15 protein-coding genes are annotated in these 18127 nt (G+C 70.1%); 4 read left to right on the top strand and 11 right to left on the bottom strand.

The genetic code is table 11. From position 1 onward, the window contains the following. Positions 1 to 36: 36 nt before the first annotated feature. The 6 genes from OHS18_RS29425 to OHS18_RS29400 all read right to left on the bottom strand — a co-directional run bounded on the left by OHS18_RS29425 (position 37) and on the right by OHS18_RS29400 (position 6609). Complete coding sequence (locus OHS18_RS29425; RefSeq protein WP_328613096.1) at positions 37 to 1590, bottom strand: ABC transporter ATP-binding protein; 1554 nt, start codon at positions 1588 to 1590, stop codon at positions 37 to 39. Further along, on the bottom strand, positions 1587 to 2411 hold the full coding sequence (locus OHS18_RS29420) for an ABC transporter permease (RefSeq protein WP_328613095.1): 825 nt from the start codon (positions 2409 to 2411) through the stop codon (positions 1587 to 1589). Before OHS18_RS29420 ends, OHS18_RS29425 begins: the two co-directional genes overlap by 4 nt. Next, positions 2404 to 3360, bottom strand: a complete 957-nt coding sequence (locus OHS18_RS29415; protein WP_328618600.1) for an ABC transporter permease — start codon at positions 3358 to 3360, stop codon at positions 2404 to 2406. The genes OHS18_RS29420 and OHS18_RS29415 overlap by 8 nt, the downstream gene beginning before the upstream one ends. Beyond that, positions 3357 to 4964: an ABC transporter substrate-binding protein gene (locus OHS18_RS29410; protein ID WP_328613094.1), complete on the bottom strand. Its 1608-nt coding sequence runs from the start codon at positions 4962 to 4964 to the stop codon at positions 3357 to 3359. Before OHS18_RS29410 ends, OHS18_RS29415 begins: the two co-directional genes overlap by 4 nt. 185 nt (positions 4965 to 5149) lie before the next feature. Further along, entirely contained in the window at positions 5150 to 5788 is a 639-nt protein-coding gene (locus OHS18_RS29405) for an HNH endonuclease family protein (RefSeq protein WP_328613093.1), read from the bottom strand. A 140-nt stretch (positions 5789 to 5928) separates the two neighbouring features. Then, a complete protein-coding gene (locus tag OHS18_RS29400) occupies positions 5929 to 6609 on the bottom strand; it encodes a hypothetical protein (RefSeq protein WP_442875284.1) in 681 nt (226 codons plus the stop codon). A gap of 77 nt (positions 6610 to 6686) precedes the next feature. Between OHS18_RS29400 and OHS18_RS29395 the strand changes: the two genes are divergently transcribed. After that, positions 6687 to 7973, top strand: coding sequence for an adenylosuccinate synthase (locus OHS18_RS29395; RefSeq protein WP_328447185.1), 1287 nt, complete (start codon positions 6687 to 6689; stop codon positions 7971 to 7973). Here the strand turns inward: OHS18_RS29395 and OHS18_RS29390 are convergent. Then, positions 7970 to 8467 (bottom strand): OsmC family protein, encoded by a 498-nt coding sequence (locus tag OHS18_RS29390; protein ID WP_328447187.1) that lies wholly within the window; start codon positions 8465 to 8467, stop codon positions 7970 to 7972. The two genes, OHS18_RS29395 and OHS18_RS29390, sit on opposite strands and share 4 nt — an antisense overlap. A 378-nt stretch (positions 8468 to 8845) precedes the next feature. Between OHS18_RS29390 and OHS18_RS29385 the strand changes: the two genes are divergently transcribed. Next, complete coding sequence (locus OHS18_RS29385; protein ID WP_328613092.1) at positions 8846 to 9748, top strand: TIGR03564 family F420-dependent LLM class oxidoreductase; 903 nt, start codon at positions 8846 to 8848, stop codon at positions 9746 to 9748. Here the strand turns inward: OHS18_RS29385 and OHS18_RS29380 are convergent. Further along, positions 9729 to 11363 carry a Na+/H+ antiporter gene (locus OHS18_RS29380; protein ID WP_328613091.1) on the bottom strand — a complete coding sequence of 545 codons (1635 nt, stop codon included), beginning with the start codon at positions 11361 to 11363 and terminating at the stop codon, positions 9729 to 9731. The genes OHS18_RS29385 and OHS18_RS29380 overlap by 20 nt on opposite strands. A gap of 149 nt (positions 11364 to 11512) precedes the next feature. On the opposite strand from OHS18_RS29380, the gene OHS18_RS29375 reads away from it, so the two are divergent. Next, positions 11513 to 12745 (top strand): MFS transporter, encoded by a 1233-nt coding sequence (locus OHS18_RS29375; protein WP_328613090.1) that lies wholly within the window; start codon positions 11513 to 11515, stop codon positions 12743 to 12745. Positions 12746 to 12820: 75 nt separating this feature from the next. Here OHS18_RS29375 and OHS18_RS29370 read toward each other — a convergent pair whose 3' ends face one another. The 3 genes from OHS18_RS29370 to OHS18_RS29360 all read right to left on the bottom strand — a co-directional run bounded on the left by OHS18_RS29370 (position 12821) and on the right by OHS18_RS29360 (position 16543). Beyond that, complete coding sequence (locus OHS18_RS29370; protein WP_328613089.1) at positions 12821 to 14371, bottom strand: amino acid permease; 1551 nt, start codon at positions 14369 to 14371, stop codon at positions 12821 to 12823. Between the two features lie 71 nt (positions 14372 to 14442). Then, complete coding sequence (locus tag OHS18_RS29365; protein WP_328613088.1) at positions 14443 to 15366, bottom strand: serine hydrolase domain-containing protein; 924 nt, start codon at positions 15364 to 15366, stop codon at positions 14443 to 14445. 40 nt (positions 15367 to 15406) lie between these two features. Next, positions 15407 to 16543 carry a glycerophosphodiester phosphodiesterase gene (locus tag OHS18_RS29360; protein WP_328613087.1) on the bottom strand — a complete coding sequence of 379 codons (1137 nt, stop codon included), beginning with the start codon at positions 16541 to 16543 and terminating at the stop codon, positions 15407 to 15409. Between the two features lie 167 nt (positions 16544 to 16710). Here OHS18_RS29360 and purD point away from each other — a divergent pair, with 167 nt between their 5' ends. Beyond that, on the top strand, positions 16711 to 17985 hold the full coding sequence (purD, locus tag OHS18_RS29355) for a phosphoribosylamine--glycine ligase (protein ID WP_328447199.1): 1275 nt from the start codon (positions 16711 to 16713) through the stop codon (positions 17983 to 17985). The last annotated feature ends 142 nt before the right edge of the window (positions 17986 to 18127 follow it).

Genomic DNA, 18127 nt, shown 5'->3' with positions numbered 1-18127 from the left:
GTAGTAGTTCAGCGGCTCACGACGGGACGAGTCTCGTCAGACCTCCTGGACCGAACGCCCGGGGATCGCCGCCAGTAGTTCCTTCGTGTACTCCGCCTTCGGCTCGTGCAACACCTGCGCGGCCGGGCCCAGCTCCACCAGCGCGCCCGCCCGCAGGACGCCGACCTGGTCCGCCAGCTGCCGGACCACCGCCAGGTCGTGCGAGATGAACAGGTACGACAGGCCCAGCTCCGCCTGCAGCTCCGCCAGCAGCCGCAGGATCTGGGCCTGCACCGAGACGTCCAGCGCCGACACCGGCTCGTCGCACACCACCAGGTCCGGCCGCAGCGCCAGCGCGCGGGCGATCGCCACCCGTTGCCGCTGGCCGCCCGACAGTTCCGCCGGCTTGCGGCGGGCGATCGACGCCGGCAGTGCCACCTGTTCCAGCAGCTCCGGGACCCGGTCGCGCGGAAGCCCGAACGCCCGTAGCGGCTCGGCGACGACGTCCTCGATCGAGAACTTCGGGTTCAGCGACGCATACGGGTTCTGGTAGACGATCTGCATCCGCCGCCGCAGTCTTCGCAGTTCGGTGCCGGACAACGCGGTGATGTCCCGGCCGTCGAACTCCACCGAACCCGCCGACGGTGTCTCCAGCCGGAGCACCATGCGGGCGGTCGTCGACTTGCCCGAGCCCGACTCGCCCACCAGCGCCAGCGTCTGGCCGCGCGGGATGTCGAACGAGATCCCGTCGACCGCGCGGATGCCGCCGTCGAACGTTTTCGCGAGGTCGCGCACCGACACCAAGGGCTCGGCGGCCGGGGCCGCCGGACGCAACGTGCTCGTCATGCTCGGCGCCGCCGCCAGCAACTGCTGCGTGTACGGCTGCGAAGGCGCGCTGACGATTTCGGCGGTCTTGCCCTCTTCGACGACCGAGCCCTGCGAGAGCACCACGATCCGGGACGCGCGATCGGCGGCGACACCCAGATCGTGCGTGATCAGCAGGATCGCCGTGCCCATTTCAAGAGCCAGCGACGTCAGGTGGTCGAGGATCCGGCGCTGCACGGTGACGTCCAGCGCCGATGTCGGCTCGTCCGCGATGATCAGCTTCGGCCGCCCGGCCAGCGCGGACGCGATCAGCACGCGCTGCCGGAGCCCGCCCGACAGCTGGTGCGGGTACTGCTTCGCGCGCAGCTCCGGCGAGGGCACGCCCGCGCGTTCGAGCAGTTCGACGGCCTGCAGCGCGGCACCGCGCCGGTCCGCGAGCCCGTGGATCTTCAGCACCTCCGCGACCTGGTCGCCGACCCGGTGCACCGGGTTCAGCGACACCGCCGGGTCCTGCGGCACCAGCGCGATCTCGCGCCCGCGCACCCCGCGCCACTGCTTGTCCGACAGGGAAAGCAGGTCCCGGCCGTCGAAGTTGATCGAGCCGCCGTCGACGCGGCCGCCGCGGGGCAGCAGGCCGATCGCCGCGTGCGCCGTGGTCGACTTGCCCGAGCCCGATTCCCCCACGACGGCGACCACCTCACCCGCGGCGACGTCCAGGCCGACGTCACGGACCGCCGGGATCTTCCGGTACGACACGGCCAGGTTTTCGATGCGCAGCAGGGTCATCGCTCGCCTCCATCCAGTGCGCGGGACAGCCGGTTCGCGGAGAGGACCACCGCCGCGACCGTCAGTCCCGGGAAGGTCGTCATCCACCAGGCCGTGGCCAGGAAACTGCGGCCGCCGGCGACGAGTGAGCCCCACTCCGGCGTCGGCGGGGTCGCGCCGAAACCGAGGAAGCTCAGCGCCGACACCTCGAGCACGGCCGTGCCGAGGGTGAGCGTCGCCAGTGCGAGCACCGGGCCCGCCGCGTTCGGCAGGACGTGCCGCAGCAGCACGCCCGACCAGCGCACGCCGCTGGCTCGCGCGGCTTCGACGAAAACGCCGCTTCGCACGCGAAGCACCTCCGCGCGCATGACGCGTGCGAAGGACGCGAGGTTCGCGATGCCGACGGCGATCGCGACGTTCGTCGTGCCGAAGCCCAGCGCCGTGACCAGGGCCAGCGACAGCAGGATCGGCGGGATGGCCAGGAAGACGTCGACGATCCGCATGATCACGGTGTCGGCCCAGCCGCCGCGGAACCCGGCGAGCAGGCCCAGCGCCGAGCCGGCGATCAACGCCGTGAGCACGGCGATCGCGGTCGCGCGCAGCGAGAGCGACGCGCCGTGGATCACCCGCGCATAGACGTCGCGGCCGGTCTCGTCGGTGCCGAAGAAGTGGTGCAACGACGGCTCCTGCAGCCGTTCGGCCGGGACGCCGGTGATCGGGTCGTAGCTGGTCAGCAGCCCCGGCACGAACGCGGCGAGCAGCACGAACGCCAGCACCACGACGGCGATCACGAGCCCGGGCTGCCGGACCGCCGTCCGGGCCGGGGTGGCGAGGTCAACCACGGGCCACCGCCTCGGGGGTACGTGCGATCCGCGGATCGAGCAGCGGGTACAGCAGGTCGACGATCAGGTTGAGCGCCACGAACACCAGCGCGGCCAGCACGATCACCGCCTGCACCACCGGGACGTCCTGCGCGGTGACGGCGGCCGCGGTGACCCGGCCGACGCCGTCGCGCGAGAACACCGTCTCGGTGATCACCGAACCGGCGACCAGGTTGCCCGCCACCACGCCGGCGACGGTCAGCGTCGGCACGGCGGCGTTGCGCAGCAGGTGTCCGAAGTGGACGCGCCAGCGGCTCGCGCCCTTGGCCGCGGCGATCTCCGCGTACGGCTGCTCCTGCTGCGTGGCCAGGCTCTTCGCCAGCACCTGGCCGATGATCGCGCCGGTCGGCAGGGCGAGGGTGATCGCGGGCAGGATCAGCGCCGCGAACCCCTGCGTGCCGAGCGCGGGCAACAGCCGCAGCCGGAACGAGAAGAACTGGATCAGCAGCAGCCCGACCCAGAACGGCGGCAGCGAGATCGCCAGCGACGGCAGGGACAGCAGCGCCTGGCGCAACCAGCGGAACCGCGTGAACGTGCCGAGGAACGCCGAGCCGCCGCCGAACAGCACCGCGAACACCAGCGCCAGGCTCGTCACCGCGAGCGTCGGCGGCAACGCCGTGACGACCATGTGCGTCGCGTCGTCACCGGTCGCGACGCTGCGGCCGAAGTCGCCGTGCAGCGCCGAGACCAGCCGTTTCAGGTACTGCACCGGCAGCGGCGAGTCCAGACCGTACTCCGCGCGGGCCGCGGCGAGCTGCTCCGGCGTCGTCGACGACCCGGCCTCCCCGCCGGCGAGCTTCGCCGAAACGGCGTCCCCCGGCAGCAGGTAGAGGATCAGGAACGACAGCGTGAACGCCGCCCACAGCACGAAGACCGCTTGCGCGACCCGGCGGAGCAGGTAGTTCCTCACGACAGCCACGCGTCGAACAGCTGCAGCCGTGACGACGCTTCGAAGTCGACGGCGTGCGCCTTGGCGCTCTCCGCGACGACCTGGGTCAGCTCGAACACCGGCACCGCGTAGGCGTGGTCGACGATCAGCTTCTGCGCCTCGTCGGCCGACGGCTTGCGCTTGGCGTTGTCCACAGTGGACGACTGGGCGTCGAGGGCGACGTCGAGCGGGTTGCCCGGCGTGAGCCGGCTGCGGTTGCCGGCCTTCGTGGAGAACTGGCCGCGCAGGATGTCCGGGTCGGCGCGGGTCACGTTGTACCAGAGGAAGTCGTAGTTCCCGGCGAGCTGGATCTGCGTGGTCTCGGCGTTGGTGTGCTGCTCGATCTTCAGGTCGAAGCCGATCTTGCGCAGCTGCTGCTGGATCAGCTCCAGCACGCTGCGGTTCTGGTTGAACACCGGCGAGAACACCACGGCCGCGCTCAGCTTCTGGCCGTTCTTCGTGCGGATCCCGTCGGCGCCGGGCACCCAGCCGTCGCCGTCCAGCAGCGCCGCGGCGCCCTTCTGGTCGTAGGCGAGCTGCGCGGACAGGTCGCTGTGCAATGGCGTCGCCGAGCCGAGGATGCTGGTGGCCGGCTTGTAGCTGGGCGTCAGCACGGTGTTCACGACCTCGGTGCGGTCGACGCCCTTGAGCACGGCCTGGCGCACCTTTTCGTCGGTGAGCACGCCGCGGGTGGTGTTCGCGTGCAGGTTGAACACGACGCCGGGGTTCGGCCGGATGTTCTCGGTGAAGCCGTTGCTCGTGAACTGGGGCTCGTCGACCGGCTGGACGTCGGTGATCGCGTCGAGCTGGCCGGAGGCGAGGCTGCCGGTGCGGACACCGGGCTCCGGCACGATCTTGTAGTCGATCTTGTCGAGGTAGGCCTCACCCTGGTGCTTGAACAGCGACGAGCCCCAGGTGTAACCCTTGCGCTTGGCCAGCACGATCTCCTGGTTCTGCTTCAGGCTTTCGAAGACGAACGGCCCGGAGCCGACCAGGCCGTTGCCCTGGCAGCGCTGCTCCGGCGTCTTCTGGAACGCCGCGGGGGCCAGGACACCGAGCGACACGGTCGAGCTGGCCTGCAGGAACTGGGCGCTGGGCGCGGAGAACTCGAGGCGCGCGGTCCGCGGGGCGACGACCGTCGTGCTCTTGTAGGCCGCGAGGTAGCCGAAGCCGAGCTGGGCCTTCGTGCCGAGGGCCTTGATGCCGTCGAAGCTGGTCTTGATCGCGGTGGCGTCGACCGGAGTGCCGTCGGAGAACGTCGCGCCGGCCCGCAGGTGGAAGGTGAACGCCGTCGAATCGGCGTTGCTCTCCCACTTCTCGGCCAGCCACGGCTTGATCTCGCCGGTCTTCGGGTCCTGGTCGGTCAGCGAGTCGACCAGCTGGCGCGCGACGTTGATCGACGCGTTCGTTGCGGTCTGCTGCGGGTCGACGCAGTCGGGCGCGGACGAGATGCCGAGCCGGAGCGTGCCGCCGGCCTGGGGCGGCCCGGAAGCGGCTTGTCCGGTGCCGGCGGCGGCGCAGGCGGTCAGGAGGATGGGCAGGGTGAGCAGGGCCGCGGCGTTGCGGGCACGGGAAAGCGGGGACACCGACGGCCTCCAGCGGGGAGTGGTTGCGTCTTCAAGCGCGACGCTAGTTCCGCCCTTGAGGCCGTCCCACAGAGCGAACCGGGGTCCCATTCCCTGGCACCGCAGGGATTCCCCCTTGACACGCCATGAGGGGCACCCTCAGGGACCTGGAGTCCCTGAGGGTGCCCCTCATGGCGAACCGGAGGTCAGCAGCGGCCGAGCATGTCCGTCAGCGCGCTCTTCTCGGCGGTGTTGACGGTGAGCTTGAACTTGGTCTTCACCGCGACCCACATCTTCGCGTAGGTGCACCAGTAGCTCGTGAGCGGCGGCTTCCACTGGTCGGGCGACTTGTCGCCCTTCGACTGGTTGACGTTGTCCGTCACGGCGATGAGCTGCGGGTCGGTCAGGTCGTTCGCGTACGCCTGGCGCTGGGCCGTCGTCCACGACGACGCCCCGGTGCGCCACGCGGCGGCCAGCGGCACCACGTGGTCGATGTCCACATCGGACGCCGCCGTCCAGGTCTCGCCGTCGTACGGGCTGAACCAGCTGCCGGAGGTGGCGGCGCAGTTCGACCCGGTGACGACGTTCGTGCCGTCGCGCTTCAGCACGACTTCGCGCGTGTCGCAGCTGTTTCCCTGGTCGATCCAGTGCGGGAACTTGTCGCGGCTGTAGCCGGTCTGGGACCCGTCGGCCTTGACGCTCAGCGAAGCCAGCTCGGACTTCGCCGTCGCGGCGGACGGGATGCCCGGCGGGGTGGCGTCGGCGACGCCGGCCAGCGTCCCGGAGAACACCGCGGTAGCGGCGAGGACGGCCAAGTAATGACGAACAGCACGCCTGGTTGGCATATTGCTGCCTCCATGTCAGGTGTGGGGACAGCTCACCCTGATACACCTGAGTGGCGAGTGCAACACGTATAGGTGACATGTTGCTGGCCGTTCGCGAACGCTGAGTGTGCAGATCTGCACTTCAGAGTGAAAAGTGCAGGTCAGACGGCGCCACGAACGAGTCGCAGATCCTCCGTGTGCCGGTACCAGGTCCACTTGTTCACCGCACGGTCGAAGACCACGTCGTCGCTCACCGGCCGCGTGGGGATGCAGCCGATCTGGAACGCGCGCGAGTAGAGCGTCGTCGGCCGCTTGAAGACGGTCCCCTTCACGACCCGGACGGCCAGCCCAGGCCCGCCCGGATCCGGCGTCACCTCGATCGACGCGGCCGGCCCGCGCAGCGCGACCTGCTCGTCGCAGTAGGCCACCCCGCGGACGAGCCGCAGCTGCCCGCGCCCGACGAGCACACCGCCGACGTCGTCGCGGATCAGCGGCACCGGGTCGACCTCGCCGCGCAACGCCAGGGCGAGCGCCTGCAGCGGCGTCTTCGGCAGTCCCCAGAGCGCGGCGACCGACGAGTCCGGCGACGACGGCACGAACCCGACCGACACGCCGGAGATCGCGTCCTTCCGCAGCAGCCGCAGCACGACCGCGGCGAGATCGGCGTCCGTGCCCGACACGACGAGGTGATCGTGTTCGCCCAGCAAGGGGTCGATTTCCGCCTTGCCGGGACGGCTCGGCACGCGGATCGATTCGACGTCGTCGACTTCCTCGAACCCCGCCGCGCCGTCGCCACAGGCCACCACTATTCCGCGCACCCGCGGGTCCTCCGTTACAGTCATGCACCGGCATTTACCAGCGCCACCGGTGTCCGTCCCGGACACTAAACCTCACGTCGTCGAACACCTTGGAGTGTCACATGCCGGCCATCGTGCTCATCGGTGCCCAATGGGGAGACGAAGGCAAGGGCAAGGCCACCGACCTGATGGGTGACCGCGTCCAATGGGTCGTCCGCTACCAGGGTGGCAACAACGCCGGTCACACGGTCGTCCTGCCGAACGGCGAGAACTTCGCCCTGCACCTCATCCCCTCCGGCATCCTCACCCCCGGCGTGACCAACGTCATCGGCAACGGCGTGGTCGTCGATCCGGGTGTGCTGCTGGACGAGCTGTCCGGACTGGAAGCGCGGGACGTCGATACGTCCAAGCTGCTGATCTCCGCGGACGCGCACTTGATCATGCCGTACCACGTGGCCATCGACAAAGTCACCGAGCGCTACCTGGGCAGCCGCAAGATCGGCACCACCGGCCGCGGCATCGGCCCGTGCTACCAGGACAAGATCGCCCGCGTCGGCGTCCGCGTGCAGGACCTGCTCGACGAGAAGATCTTCCGGCAGAAGGTCGAAGCCGCGCTGGAGTTCAAGAACCAGGTGCTGGTGAAGGTCTACAACCGCAAGGCGCTGGAGGCGAACCAGGTCGCCGACGAGGTGCTCGCGGCCGGCGAGAAGTTCGCGCACCGCATCGCCGACACGCGGCTGCAGCTCAACCAGGCCCTCGAGCGCGGCGAGACCGTGCTGCTCGAAGGCTCACAGGGCACGCTGCTCGACGTCGACCACGGCACCTACCCGTTCGTGACGTCGTCGAACCCGACGTCCGGTGGCGCGAGCGCCGGTTCGGGCATCGGCCCGGGCCGGATCGGCACGGTGCTCGGCATCCTCAAGGCCTACACCACGCGCGTCGGCTCCGGCCCGTTCCCGACCGAGCTGAACGACGAGTCCGGCGAGTACCTGCGCAAGCAGGGCGGCGAGTTCGGCGTCACGACCGGCCGCTCGCGGCGCACCGGCTGGTTCGACGCGGTGATCGCGCGCTACGCGGTCCGCGTCAACGGCATCACCGACTACTTCCTCACCAAGCTGGACGTGCTGTCCGGGCTGGAGAAGGTGCCGGTGTGCGTGGGGTACGAGGTCGACGGCTTCCGCACGCAGGACATGCCGATGACGCAGACCGACGTGCACCACGCGATCCCCATCTACGAAGAGCACCCGGGCTGGTTCGAGGACATCTCGGGCTGCCGCACGTTCGAGGAGCTCCCGGCGAACGCCCGCGCGTACGTCGAGCGCCTGGAAGAGCTGTCGGGCGCCCGGATCTCGGCGATCGGCGTCGGCCCGGGCCGCGACCAGACGATCGTGCGGCACCAGTTCGTTTAGGTCAGCTTCGTGCTGACCGGCGTCTCGTTGCGGAACAGGTCGAGCACCGGGCAGTGCTCGTCGACCTCGCGCTTGAGGTCTTCGTAGCGCTCCCGGCTCGCCGGCCCGTCCAGCTCGACGGACACCCGGACGTCCCCGAAACCGGGGCGGGTGTTGAGCGAGAAGCCGAAAAAGCCGTGGAGGTCGAGGTCACCGTCGACGGTGACCTTGATCGAGTCGATCGGGATCCCGCGCTTCGCCGCCCAGAACTGGTACGTGATCACCTGGCACGACCCGAGCGCGGCGAGCGCGAACTCGACGGGGTTCGCAGCCTGATCGGTCCCGCCGAGCGCCGGCGGCTCGTCGACGGTGAACTCGTGCCCCCGCACCTTCACGGCGACTTCGGTCTTGGTGCCGGGCTTCAGGGTGTGGTCCACGCTGAAGGAAGCAGCGGCGTTGTGCGGGTCGGCGTCGACGGCCTTGCGAGTGCCGTCGATGACATCGGTCAGCGACATGGGATCTCCTGAAGATCGTGATCGGGATCTCGCCCAGGGTGGGGGATTCTGGCGCGGCTCGCGCGAGTTCCCACGCGCTGGGAGCGGCGGTTCCCGGGATGCGGAAGCGCTTGCCTGACCGGCCGATGCGGGGATCATGGCGCGGTGGTCCGCCTTCTGGCGTGAGCCGGGTTCGCCGGGCTTGCACGGCCATCCCGCCGCCGAGGCCCACCCCGCCCTTCCCTTGGGGGGCCGGTCCCGTCTCCAGCGTATCGGCACCCCCGGCGCGAAAACGGGTCCGGACGAAATCTGTGGACAACCGAACCCATTGTGGATAAGTCCGCTTCTCAAGCGCTGAGAAGCCGGAAACCGGTGGCATCGCTCGCTAACTTGGAACGCATGACCATCGGAGTCACGCTTCCCTCAGGCGATACCGCCTCCGCGCCCAACCTCGTCGACGAACTCCTGCAACAGGTGCGGCAAGCCGCCGATGCCGGGCTCAAGTCCGTCTGGTTTTCGCAGCTTCCGCTCAGCCAGGACGCCATCACCGTCGCCGCGCTCGCGGGGCGGGAGAATCCCGGGCTCGAGGTCGGCACCTCCGTGGTGCCCATCTACCCGCGGCATCCGCTGGTGGTCGCGAACGCGGCGCAGACCGCCCACGCCGCCACCGGTGGCCGGTTCACCCTCGGGGTCGGGCTCGGCTCGAAGGGCTTTCTCGGGCCCGTCTACGGCGTCGAGTACCCGCCGCCCATCAAGCACCTGCGCGAGTACCTGACCGTGCTCAAGAAGGTCTTCACCGGCGAGGAGGTCGACTTCGACGGCGAGACCGTCCAGGCCCACGCGCCCGGACTGTCCACTGTGGGCGGTGACGTGCCGATCATCGTGGCCGCGATGGGGCCGCAGGCGCTGCGCGTCACCGGTGAGCTGGCCGACGGGACGCTGCCGTTCCTCGCCGGGCCGCGGGCGCTCGCCGAACAGATCGTGCCTCACCTGCCCGCGGGCAAGCGGATCCTCGCCGCCGTGCCCGCGATCGTCACCGATGACCCCGAGGCCGTGCGCGCCCTCGCCGTCGAACAGATGGGGTTCTACGCGCAGATCCCGTCGTATCAACGGATCCTGGCCGCGGAAGGCGTCGATCATCCGGCGGACCTGGCGATCATCGGCGACGAGAAGACCGTCCTGGCCGGGCTTCAGCGCTACTACGACGCCGGCGCGACCGACGTCCTCGTGTCGCAGACCGGCATCCGCTCGTCCGAAGAGCGGCGACGGACCTGGGAGGTGATCAGCTCAATCGGTTCGTGAGCGTCGTCGACACCGACAGCTCCTCCAGGTCCAGCTCACGCAGCATCTTCCCGAGGATCTCGTCGTCGAGCCGGCCCGCGCGGTTCTCCTCGATCATCGCCTTGCGCTGGGTGATCAGCAGCTCGCGCCGGGCCTTCGCGAACTGCGCCTGCGGGCTGCCGGTGCGGTCCTCGCCGGACAGCGTGATCGCCGCCTTGGCGAACCGGTAGCGCGTGTCGACGAGCCGTTCGAGGCGCTCCTTCAGGCGCTGGACCTTCTCCGGCGGCAGGTCCAGCTGGGCGAGCCGGTCGCGGCTGATCTCGTGCAGCCGCGCGTGCGCCGCCTTCTGCGCGACCTCGCGGGCCGCGAGTTCCTCCGCCTCGTCCCGCGAGGTCTCCGAAGGGTCCTGCACCTTCAGCACCCGGATCAGCGGCGGCAGCGTGAGGCCCTGGATGAGCACCGTGCCGATCGCCACCGCGAACGCGAACAGCTGGATCTCCTCACGCCCCGGTGTGCCGGCCGGGACACCGGCGGCGGCCGCGAGCGTGACGACGCCGCGCATGCCGGTCCACGAGATCACCGCGATGGTCTGCCAGTCGGGCGCCCGACGGACCTGGCCGAACAGCCGCAACGTCTTCGGCAGGTACGCGAAGAGGGCCACCGCCGGGATCCGCACCAGCATCGTCACCGCGAGCACGGCCAGCGCCACCAGCGCGAGGGTGCCGTTGTCGCGGGCCGCGTGCGCCGCGTCGTCGAGCACGAACGGCAATTGCAGGCCCATCAGCGCGAACACCAGCGCCTCCAGCAGGACGTCGATCGACGCCCAGACGGATCTGTCCTGCATGCGCGTCGCCGGTGACGCGTAGAGCGAGCGATGGCCGAGGTAGAGGCCCGCGGCGACGACGGCGAGCACGCCGGAGCCGCTGAACTCCTCGCCGAACGGGTGCAGGTGCTCGGCGGTGACGTACGCGCCGAAGGGCACGATGATCCCGAACGCCGACTCCAGCAGCGGGTCGTCGAGCAGCCGCCGGATCCCGACGACGAGCGCGCCGATCGCCAGGCCGACCCCGATGCCCAGCACGGTCGCGACGCCGAACACCGCGACGCCGTGCCCGGCCGAGCCCGCGGTGCCGGCGACGGCGGCCAGCGCGACCTTGTAGAGCGTCAGCGCGGCGGCGTCGTTGACCAGGCTTTCGCCGGTCAGCACGGTCATCACGCGCCGCGGCAGCCCGAGCTTGCGGCCGATCGCCACCGCCGTCACGGCGTCCGGCGGCGCCACGACCGCGCCCAAGACCAGCGCCGAGGCGAACGGCACGTCCGGCAGCAGCAGGTGCACGACCACCGCGACGACCACCGCCGTGACGGCCACCAGCACCACGCCCAGCGCGACGATCGGCCGCAGGTTGCGCTTGAAGTGCGTCAACGAGCTTTCGAGTGACGTCGAGTAGAGCAACGGCGGCAGCACGACGGTGAGGACGAGCTCCGGCTCCAGCTCCAGCCGCGGCACGCCGGGGATCAGCGCCACCCCGAGGGCGACCACCACGACCAGCAGCGGCGCGGACAGGTTGTAGCGCCGCGCGATCGCCGTCAGCGCCAGCGAACCGGCGAGCACGCCCATGAGCACCAGGATCTCCACGCGCGTGATCTTCGCGCAGGTAGACGGCTTGCGCTTGCCTTCCGGTGAATGGAAGCGACCTGGATTACGGCAAACCGGATGTGCATACTTGTGCGCACTACGCACACTTGTGCGGATGACGTGCACCGACGCACATCCGGAGGTTCCCCATGTCCCCTGGCACCCGTTCCTGGGTAGTGCCCTTGGCCTGGACCGCCGTTCTGCTCGACGGGTTCGACCTCGTCGTGCTCGGCTCCGTGCTGCCCGTGCTCCTGCGTGACCACGTCTGGGGCCTGACACCGGCCACGGCGTCGGTCGTCTCGACGGTCGGCCTCGCCGGGATGATGCTGGGCGGGCTGGCGATCGGCACGATCACCGACGTCATCGGCCGCCGGAAGTCCCTGATCATCTCGGTCGCGTTGTTCTCGCTGTGCACGCTCTTGTGCGCGTTCGCGCCCTCGACGTTCATCTTCGGCCTGCTGCGCTTCGTCGCCGGGCTCGGCCTCGGCGGCTGCCTGCCGACGGCGATCACGCTGGTCACGGAGTACGCGCGCCGCGGCAAGGCCGGCAGCGCGACGACCACGGTGATGACCGGCTACCACGTCGGCGCGGTGTTGACGGCGTTGCTGGCGATCGTGCTGATCTCGCCGCTGGGCTGGCGTGCGATGTTCGTCGCCGGCGCCCTGCCCGCGGTGGTGCTGATCCCGCTTATGCTGAAGTTCCTGCCGGAGTCCGAGTCGTTCCAGCGGGTCCGCGAGACCGAGCGGTCGGCCGGGCACGCCGTCGCCGGCCTGTTCCGCGGCGGGCTGCTGCGCGCCACCATCGCGTTCTGGGTGACGTCGTTCATGGGCCTGCTGCTGGTCTACGGCTTGAACACGTGGCTGCCGGAGATCATGCGCCAGGCCGGTTACCCGCTCGGCGCCGCGCTCAGCCTGCTGCTGACGCTGAACGTCGGCGGCATCGTGGGCCTGCTCGTCGCGGGCCGGGTCGCCGACCGCGTCGGCATCCGGCCGTCCGCGCGCGTCTGGTTCATCGCGGGTGCCGTGTTCCTGGCGCTGCTGAGCGTGCGGCTGCCGGCGGTCGGGCTGTATGCGGCGGTGTTCCTGACCGGCTGCTTCGTCTTCAGCGCCCAGGTGCTGGTGTACGCCTACATCGGCCGCGTCTACCCGGACGCGATCCGCGCGACCGGCCTCGGCTGGTCCGCCGGCATCGGCCGGATCGGCGCGATCTCCGGCCCGCTCCTCGGCGGCGCGCTGCTGACGGCCGGAATCGCGTACCCGTGGGGCTTCTACGCCTTCGCCGCGGTCGGCGCCCTGGGCGCGGTGGCGGTCACGGTGGTCCGCCCGGGCCACGAGGTCCGGGTCGAGGACTCCGTCCCGGCACGGGAAGCCCGGACTTCCTGAGTCTGCCGCGGCTTGTCGTGAGTGTTTAGGGCGGTTAGAACCGCCCTAAACACTCACGACAACTTGCACCGAGCGTCAGCCGAGTTCCTTGAGTTCCTGTTCCACGGCCGCGAGTTCGGCTTCGGAGCCCTGGACCTTGGGGCCCTTGAACCACTTCCGGGCCGAGAGCGCCCACCACAGACCCGCGCCGCCGAGCACCACGAGGAACGCGATCGGTGTGTAGTTGAACGAGTCCACCGTCACCGGGGACGCCTGCGGCAGCATGAACAGCACGAAGATCAGCACGACCCAGACCGTCGCGATGATGCCGACCGGCTTGCCCCAGCGGCCGAGGTGCCACGGCCCGCGCTCGAAGTCGTCACCCTGCCGGACCCGCAGGAACACCGGGATGACGTACGCGACGTACAGGCCGACGACGGCGATGGACGTGACCGCGCTGTAGGCGGTGTAGCTCCACAGGTAGGGCAGCGCCAGGATGAGCGCGCCGCCCGCGCCGAGCCAGACGGCGTTGGTCGGCGTCTGCGTCCGCTTGTTGATCTTGTGCCAGAACTTCGACCCCGGGATCGCGCCGTCGCGGGCGAACGCGTAGATCATCCGCGAGTTCGCCGTCACCGACGCCATGCCGCAGAACAGCTGCGCGCCGATGCAGATCAGCAGCAGGAACTTGCCGGTGACCGCGCCGGTCGCGTCGATGAAGATCTGCGCGGGCGGGACGCCGGTGGCCGAGCCGACTTCGCCGGCGTAGTCCTGGATCGCGAACGTCAGGCCGATCAGCAGGATCCAGCCCGCGACGAGCGAGACGACGATCGACATCACGATGCCGCGCGGCCCGGCCGTCGCCGCGCTCTTGGTCTCCTCGGTCATGTGCGCCGACGCGTCGTAACCGGTCAGCGTGTACTGCGCGACCAGCAACCCGATCGCGAAGACGTAGAACGCCGAGCCCCAGCCCGTCTGGTTCACGAAGCTGCCGAAGACGAACGACGCGTCCTGGTGCTTGGCCGGCACGATGATCAGCACGCCGACGATCACCAGCACGCCGATGAGGTGCCACCACACGCTGACGTTGTTGAGGATCGCCACGATCCGGACGCCGAAGGTGTTCAGCAGGCCGTGCACCACGAGGATGATCGCAAGCAGCAGGATCGTGTGCCCCGGGGTCGCCGAGAAGCCCCACTGCAGGTCGAGGAACGCGTTGAGGAACAGGGCCGCGCCGAAGTCGATGCCCGCGGTGACGGCGATCTGCCCGACGAGGTTGAACCAGCCGGTGAACCACGACCACGCGGGGCCGTTCTTCCGCGCCAGCCGCGCCGCCCAGTAGTACAGCCCGCCCGCGGTCGGGTAGCTGGAGCAGACCTCGGCCATGCCGAGGCCGACCAGGATGACGAAGATCCCGACGAGCGGCCAGCCCCAGATCATCGCGGCCGGCCCGCCGGTCTTCATACCGAAGCCGTAGAGCGTCAGGCAACCGGACAGGATGGAGATGATGGTGAACGAGACGGCGAAGTTCGAGAACCCCGACATCGTCCGCTTGAGCTCCTGCGCGTAGCCGAGCTGGTGCAAGCGCGCGGAGTCGTCGTCTTGGGCGGGATCGTGGTCGGGAGTGGTCTGCTGGTCGGAGACATCCATCGGGCACCTCTTGAAAGGTATGCGGCCAGACCATTGAATTCGCCGAAGTTAGCCCTGGTGGGCGAGGGGTGTCAAGGCTTCGTCAAGAACTCGTCCAGCTGCCGGAGCAGCGGTCCGCCGCCCCGGTGGTGGTTCGAGATGAGCGTCGCGGTAGTGCCGTTCGCGTGCGTGCTCCGGAACGAGACGCCGTGGTCGCCGCCTTCCAGCCGCACGGCGCCGGGCCACGGCAGCCAGAAGCCGAGGCCGTACCGGTCCGTGTGCGGGCGCAGCATCCGGGTCACCCACTCGCGCGCCACGATCCGGCCGCCGAGGAACGCGGGCCAGAACTTCCGGATGTCCGGTGCGGTGCTGTAGATCCCGCCGTCGCCGAAGCCCGCGACCGGCAGGCTGAACACGTTGGTGCGGCCGTCTTCCAGGTAGCCGGTGGCGGTCCGGCCGGGCAGCGCGTCCGACCGGAGGAACGCCGTGTCGGTCATCCCGGCGGGCGCGCAGACGCGCTCGTGCACGAGGTCGGGGAACGGCCGGCCCGCGACCCGTTCGGCGAGCAGGCCGAGGACGGCGAACGCGCCGTTGTTGTACCGGAACTCCGTGCCGGGCACGGATCTCTGCGGAAAGCCGTCGAGCGCGCCCAGGTAGTCGGCGGAGGTGGCGAGCAGCGGAGTCGGCGGTGGATCCGCCTCTTCGTCGCAGTAGTCGCCGATGCCGGAGGTGTGCGTCAGCAGGTGCTCGACCGTCACGGCGTCGTCGATCAACGGCAGGTCGGCGCCCAGGATCGAGCGGGCCGTCGTCTCCAGCGAAAGCCGTCCCTCGGCGATCAGCCCGACGACGACCAGCGCGGTGAACCCCTTGGTGCCGCTGGCGATCGCGAACCGCGTGTCGGCGGTGTTCTCGACGCCGTAGCCGCGATGCGCGAACCCGCGCGCCTCGGACACCAGCGTCTCGTCGCCGCGGCTCACCAGCACCACGCCGGAGAACGTCGTGAGGGGCACCTTCATGGACGAAGAGTCCCTGAAGGTGCCCCTCACGGCAAAGGGATTACCGGCCCAGGAACGTGTGCAGCGACTCGAGCGCCGTGTCGGCCTGGTCGGCGAAGAAGCCGTCGACGCCCGCCTGGAGGAACGCCGCTTCCTCGGTGAACACGTCACCGTAGGCGTCCGGCTCGGCCGAGGACCGCAGGTTGGCCGGCAGGAACGGGTTCTCGTTCCGGAACGTGTACGGCTGCACCTTCAGGCCGGCCTTGTGCGCGTCGGCGACGATCGCGGACGGCTTCGTCAGGTTCCCGGCGGCGTCCAGCGGGATGATCTGGCTCTTGTCCGGCCCGAGGTACTTCGCGTACTTCGCGACGTCCTTCAGCCCGGACGCCGAGACGATGTCCGCGTACGTCCGCTTGTCACCGCTCGCGACGAAGTCCGCCGGGGCGCCGGTCGCCGACGTCAGCTGCAGCAGCGGCGTCCGGACCTGCTTGTGCAGCGCGATCAGGTTCGACACCTCGAAGGACTGGATGATCGCCGGCGCGTCCGGCCGGTCGAGGCCGTTGCGCTTCAGGGCCGAGACCAGCTTCGGCTCGATCGGGTTGCCGATCGACTGGAAGAACGTCGAGTGCTTGACCTCGGGGTAGGTGCCGAGCGTCCGGTGCAGCTGCTTGCCGAGCCGCTTGGTCAGGTCGAGCACCTCCTGGAAGGAGGCGATCTGATAGCGCCCGTTGTACAGCGTGTTGTGCGGCCGGTTGACCGGGATCCGCTCGACCGCGCGCAGCGTCTTCAGCTCGGCCAGCGTGAAGTCCTGGGTGAACCAGCCGGTCGTCGAGACGCCGTCGATCACCAGGGTCTTCTTGCGGGACGCGAACTCCGGGTGCCGCGCGACGTCGGTGGTGCCGCCGATCTCCGGCTCGTGCCGGGCGACCAGCTGGCCGTCCTTCGTGGGCACGAGGTCGACGTCGACCCAGTCGACGCCGAGGCGGTAGGCGAGCTCGTACGAGGCGAGCGTGTGCTCCGGCCGGTACCCGGGCGCGCCGCGGTGTCCGATGATCACGGGATCATCGTGACCCCGCCCGTGCGCGGCCGCATCGGCGGACCCGGTCTCGGCCGCGTTCGCCGACCCGATCGCGAATCCGGTGACGCTCAGCAACGCCAGTCCGGCGAGTGCCAGGACGCCGACACGTTTGCGCTTCATCTGGTGACCTCTTTTCACAGGGTGTGCCCTGACTACTCGCGTCACCCTCACGGCCGCAAGCGTCCGAAGGTCGTACCTGGGCGGTCAGCGCGGTAAACGACACGTGGACACCCGTCCCGGGGACGGCGGGATGTCCGGCGCGGAGCCGTCCGGATACGCTGTGCGGCGTGCGCGTACTGGTAATCGGCTCCGGCGCCCGTGAGCACGCTCTCGTCCTCGCGGCGTCCGGCGACCCCACGGTCACCGCCCTGGCCTGCGCGCCCGGCAACGCCGGGACGGCCGCGATGGCCGAGCAGCTCGGTGTCGAGGCGGCGGACCCGGACGCGGTCGCCGCCCTCGCGAAGAGCTGGCAGGCCGACCTGGTGGTGATCGGGCCCGAGGTCCCGCTCGTCGCCGGCGTCGCCGACGCCGTCCGCAAGGCCGGTATCGCCTGCTTCGGCCCGTCGGCCTCGGCGGCCCGCATCGAAGGCTCGAAGGCGTTCGCCAAGGACGTCATGGCCGCGGCGAACGTGCCGACCGCGCGCAGCGAGGTGGTCGACAACCCGGCCCGCCTCGACGCCGCGCTCGCCCGCTTCGGCCCGACCTGGGTGGTCAAGGACGACGGCCTCGCCGCGGGCAAGGGCGTCGTTGTCACGACCGACTACGACGTCGCCCGCAAGCACGCCATCATGCTGCTCGACGGCGGCCACCCGGTCCTCCTGGAGTCCTTTTTGGACGGTCCGGAGGCCTCGCTCTTCTGCTTCGTCGACGGCCACACCGTCGTGCCGCTGCTGCCCGCGCAGGACTTCAAGCGCGTCGGCGACGACGACGCCGGCCCGAACACCGGCGGCATGGGTGCCTACGCCCCGCTGCCCTGGGCGCCCGAAAACCTGGTCGACGACCTGGTCGAGCGGGTCGTCCAGCCGGTCGCCGACGAGCTGGTCGCGCGCGGCGCGCCGTTCTCCGGCCTGCTCTACGCCGGGCTCGCGCTGACGTCCGAGGGCCCGCAGGTCATCGAGTTCAACTGCCGCTTCGGCGACCCGGAGACCCAGGTCGTGCTGGCCCTGCTGCGCACGCCGATCGCCGGGCTGATGCAGGCCACGGCCACCGGCAAGCTCGCCGAGCACCCGCCGCTGGAGTGGTCCGGCGGCGCCGCGGTCACCGTCGTGATCGCCGCCGACGGTTACCCGGGCAAGCCGCGCACCGGCGACGTCATCACCGGCGGCGAGATCGACGGTGTGCTGCACGCCGGTACCCGGCGTCGTGACGACGGCGCGGTCGTGTCCTCCGGCGGCCGCGTGCTGTCGGTCGTCGGCACCGGCAAGACGCTCAAGTCGGCGCGCAAGCACGCGTACGAAGCCGTGGAGAAGGTGCACCTCGCGGGCTCGCACCACCGCACGGACATCGCGCTCAAGGCAGCGAACGGCGAGGTCGGCGCCCCGGTGGCGCAGCAGAACGCGTGAACTGACGCATCGCGGGAACCGGCGGGGGACGAACTTCGTCCAAACTCAGGCTGCTGCTACACCCAGGTTGGTAGCCTCTTGAGGAGTCGGCCGGTCACTGTCGGTTTCACGTCAGGGGAGAGCATTGTCAGGACCCTCGTAC

Origin of the sequence: Amycolatopsis sp. NBC_00355 (assembly GCF_036104975.1) — a bacterium.
Taxonomy (GTDB): Bacteria; Actinomycetota; Actinomycetes; order Mycobacteriales; family Pseudonocardiaceae; genus Amycolatopsis.
The sequence above is the reverse complement of the archived record's forward strand: the minus strand, read 5'-3'. Positions and strand labels throughout refer to the sequence as shown.